This is a genomic window from Nakamurella sp., from assembly GCF_048594475.1.
Taxonomy (GTDB): Bacteria; Actinomycetota; Actinomycetes; order Mycobacteriales; family Nakamurellaceae; genus Nakamurella.
In genome coordinates this window covers 1-3143 of the sequence record NZ_JBMDXT010000328.1, presented here as the reverse complement: position 1 = coordinate 3143, position 3143 = coordinate 1, and the positions used below count along the sequence as shown (strand labels likewise).

General features: G+C 70.0%; 4 protein-coding genes. All 4 read right to left on the bottom strand.

Annotation, left to right across the window (positions count from 1 at the left end):
* The coding region (locus ACOJUF_RS14940) for an amino acid ABC transporter ATP-binding protein (RefSeq protein WP_420122621.1) at nucleotides 1–783 on the bottom strand (783 nt) is incomplete at its 3' end.
* Nucleotides 780–1703 carry an amino acid ABC transporter permease gene (locus ACOJUF_RS14935; protein WP_420122620.1) on the bottom strand — a complete coding sequence of 308 codons (924 nt, stop codon included), beginning with the start codon at nucleotides 1701–1703 and terminating at the stop codon, nucleotides 780–782. The genes ACOJUF_RS14940 and ACOJUF_RS14935, both read right to left, overlap by 4 nt.
* A 16-nt stretch (nucleotides 1704–1719) precedes the next feature.
* Complete coding sequence (locus ACOJUF_RS14930; RefSeq protein ID WP_420122619.1) at nucleotides 1720–2736, bottom strand: ABC transporter substrate-binding protein; 1017 nt, start codon at nucleotides 2734–2736, stop codon at nucleotides 1720–1722.
* 97 nt (nucleotides 2737–2833) lie between these two features.
* A partial coding sequence (locus tag ACOJUF_RS14925) for an NUDIX domain-containing protein (RefSeq protein WP_420122618.1) occupies nucleotides 2834–3143 on the bottom strand: 310 nt, incomplete at its 5' end.

Here is a 3143-nt window from a genome sequence, read left to right as displayed (position 1 = left end):
CCTCGTCCGCGGGTGCTGCGGGTTGGCGATCACGTCCTTGGGCGCCCCGGACTCGACCACCACGCCCTGGTCCATGAACGTCAGGGTGTCGCCGACCTCGCGGGCGAAGCCGATCTCGTGGGTGACCACGATCATCGTCATGCCGCCCCGGGCCAGATCCCGCATCACGTCGAGGACCTCGCCGACCAGCTCGGGGTCCAGCGCCGAGGTGGGCTCGTCGAACAGCATCAGCTGCGGGTGCATGGCCAGCGCCCGGGCGATCGCCACCCGCTGCTGCTGGCCGCCGGACAGCTGCGACGGGTAGTGATCGCTGCGGTCCCCCAGCCCGACCCGGTCCAGCAGGCTCATCGCCTCGTCCCGCGCCTGCTTGCGCTTGCGGCCCAGCACCTGGACCGGGGCCTCCATCACGTTGCCCAGCGCGGTCATGTGCGGGAACAGATTGAACCGCTGGAACACCATGCCGATCTCGCGGCGGCGCTGGGCGACCTCGGAGTCCTTGAGCTCGTAGAGCTTGTCGCCCTTCTGCCGGTAGCCGACCAGGTGCCCGTCGACCGACAGCCGGCCGCCGTCGATCTTCTCCAGATGGTTGATGCACCGCAGGAAGGTGGACTTGCCGGACCCGGACGGGCCCAGCAGGCACGCCACCTCCCCCGGCATCACCGTCATGTCGATGCCCTTGAGCACCTCGAGGTTGCCGAACCGCTTGTGCACCTGCTCGGCCACCACCAGCGGCACCCGATCGGCCGCGGGCGGCACCGGTTCCTTGGTCAGGTCGGGGGTCATGACGGTCCCTCCCGCCGGGCGCTGAGTTTGGCCTTCTGCTTGGCCCGGCCGACGGTGTTGGCCCCGCGCCCGAACCGCTTCTCCAGGAAGTACTGGCCGACCGACATCACCGAGGTGAAGACCAGGTACCAGATCGAGGCCACGACCAGCAGCGGGATCTGCTTGTAGTTGCTGCCGTAGATCAGCTGGGCGGTGCCGAACAGTTCCAGGATCGCCGCCACCGACAGCAACGAGGTGGTCTTGAGCATCGAGATGGTCTCGTTGCCGGTCGGCGGCACGATGATCCGCATCGCCTGCGGCAGCACGATCCGGCGCATCACCCTGAGCCGGGTCATGCCCAGCGCCTCGGCCGCCTCGGTCTGTCCGGCGTCGACGGAGGTGATGCCGGCCCGGACGATCTCGGCCATGTAGGCCGCCTCGTTCAGGCCCAGCGCCAGCAGGCCGCCGACCAGCACCGGGATCAGCTCGGTGGTGTTGAAGTACAGGAACTCCGGCCCGAACGGAATGCCCAGGCTGATGTACTTGTACAGCTGGCCCAGGAACACCCAGAAAATGATCTGGACCAGCACCGGCGTCCCGCGGAAGAACCAGATGTAGACCCAGGCCACGCCCTTGACGATCGGGTTGGCCGAGAGCCGCATCACGGCCAGCACGACGCCGAGCACGATGCCGATCACCATGGCCGCGACGGTGACCCAGACGGTCAGCCAGAGCCCGCGCAGCACCTGCGGGGAGAACAGGTACTGCCGGACGGTCGGCCAGTCCCAGGCCGGGTTGGTGAGCAGGCTGCTGACGAGCATCGCCACCAGCACCAGCAGGACCACGGCCGAGACCCACCGCCAGGGGTGGCGAAGCGGAACGGCCTTGATCGGGACGGGCGCGTCACGGGGTGGGACCGTCGGGTCCCCGGTCGTGGTCATGGTCGGATCCGGTCGCTCAGTAGATCGCGCCGTTGATCTGCGAGGTGGTGATCGCCCCGCCGGTCAGGCCCCAGTTGTCCAGGATCTTGGTGTACGCGCCGGTGTCGATCAGGTGCTGCATCGCCGCCTGCAGGGCCGGGGTCAGCTCGGCCGGCTCCTTGGGCACCGCGATGCCGTACGGCGCCGCACCCGCGTCGCCGCCGACCTTCTCGAACTTGTCGCCGGTGACCTTGACCGCGTAGTCGACGACCGGCGAGTCGGCCATGTAGGCGTCGATGCGGCCGGCCACCAGGGCCGCGTTCACGTCCGTCTGCTTCGGGAAGCCCTGGGCCACCGGCGGCTCCTTGCCGGCGTCCTGGCAGGCCTTGACGACCGAGCCGTCGACGCTCGCGTCGGTCAGCTGGGCCAGCTGCGTGGTGCCGTTCTGCGCGCCGACCGGCAGCCCGCACAGGTCGGTCGGCCCCTGGATGTTCTTCGGGTTGCCGGCCGGGACCATGATCGAGGTGCCGGCGGTGAAGTAGGTGACGAAGTTGACCGACTGCTCGCGTTCCTTGGTGTCGGTGAACGACGACATGCCGATGTCGTAGCGACCCGCGTTGAGGCCGGCGATGATGCCGTCGAAGCTCGCCGGCTCGATCGTGACCTTCAGGCCCAGCACCTGGCCCAGCGCGTTGGCCAGGTCGATGCCCATCCCGGTGGGCGTGTCCGAGCCCTCGGGCAGGAACTCGTTCGGTGCGTAGGTCGGATCGGACGCCACGATGATGGTGCCCGACTGCTTGAACTTGTCCGGCAGGGCGGCCGCCAGGGAGTCGACCTTGGCCAGGTTCAGATTCAACGACGTCGGCTCGGTCACCGTCGCGTCCCCGCCGCCCGACGGAGCGGCCGACCCGGAGGCGGCGGCGGAGCTGCCCGCGGAGGTGGTGGATCCGGGGGCGGTCGTGCTGGCCCCGCACGCGGCGGTCGCCAGCAGCACTCCGGCCGCCGCCGCGCCGAGCAGCGCGGTCCGTACGCGTGACTTCCTGATCAGATGCAAGATCGACTCCTGACGAGCGGTTGATCGGGCCACGTGAGCGGCCGTTGACTTCCCCGCATAGTGCCACGGCCGTCCCGTTCGGCGTATTCCGTGCGGGTTAATCGTGACCGAGCGGTGCGCCGCCGGCCGAGTCGAGCGCGGCCCGCAGCTGCGGCAGGAGCGCGCGGTCGGCGTCGAGCCAGTCCAGCCCGTCCAGATCGGCGGCCGGCACCCAGCGCACCAGGTCGTGCTCGGTCGGCCGCAGGGGTGCCCCCGGGTCGGTCGGCCGGGCCAGCCGGCAACGCAGCACCAGGCCGTCACCCAGCTCGATATCGGGCCCGATGCGCTCCCCCACGTCGACCGCGAGGCCGAGCTCCTCGGCCAGTTCCCGCCGCAGCGCGGCCGGTTCCGACTCGCCCGGATCGGCC

Coding starts and splice junctions, on each gene's coding strand:
- ACOJUF_RS14935 (WP_420122620.1), bottom strand. CDS start 1,703: ATGACCACGACCGGGGACCCGACGGTCCCACCCCGTGACGCGCCCGTC.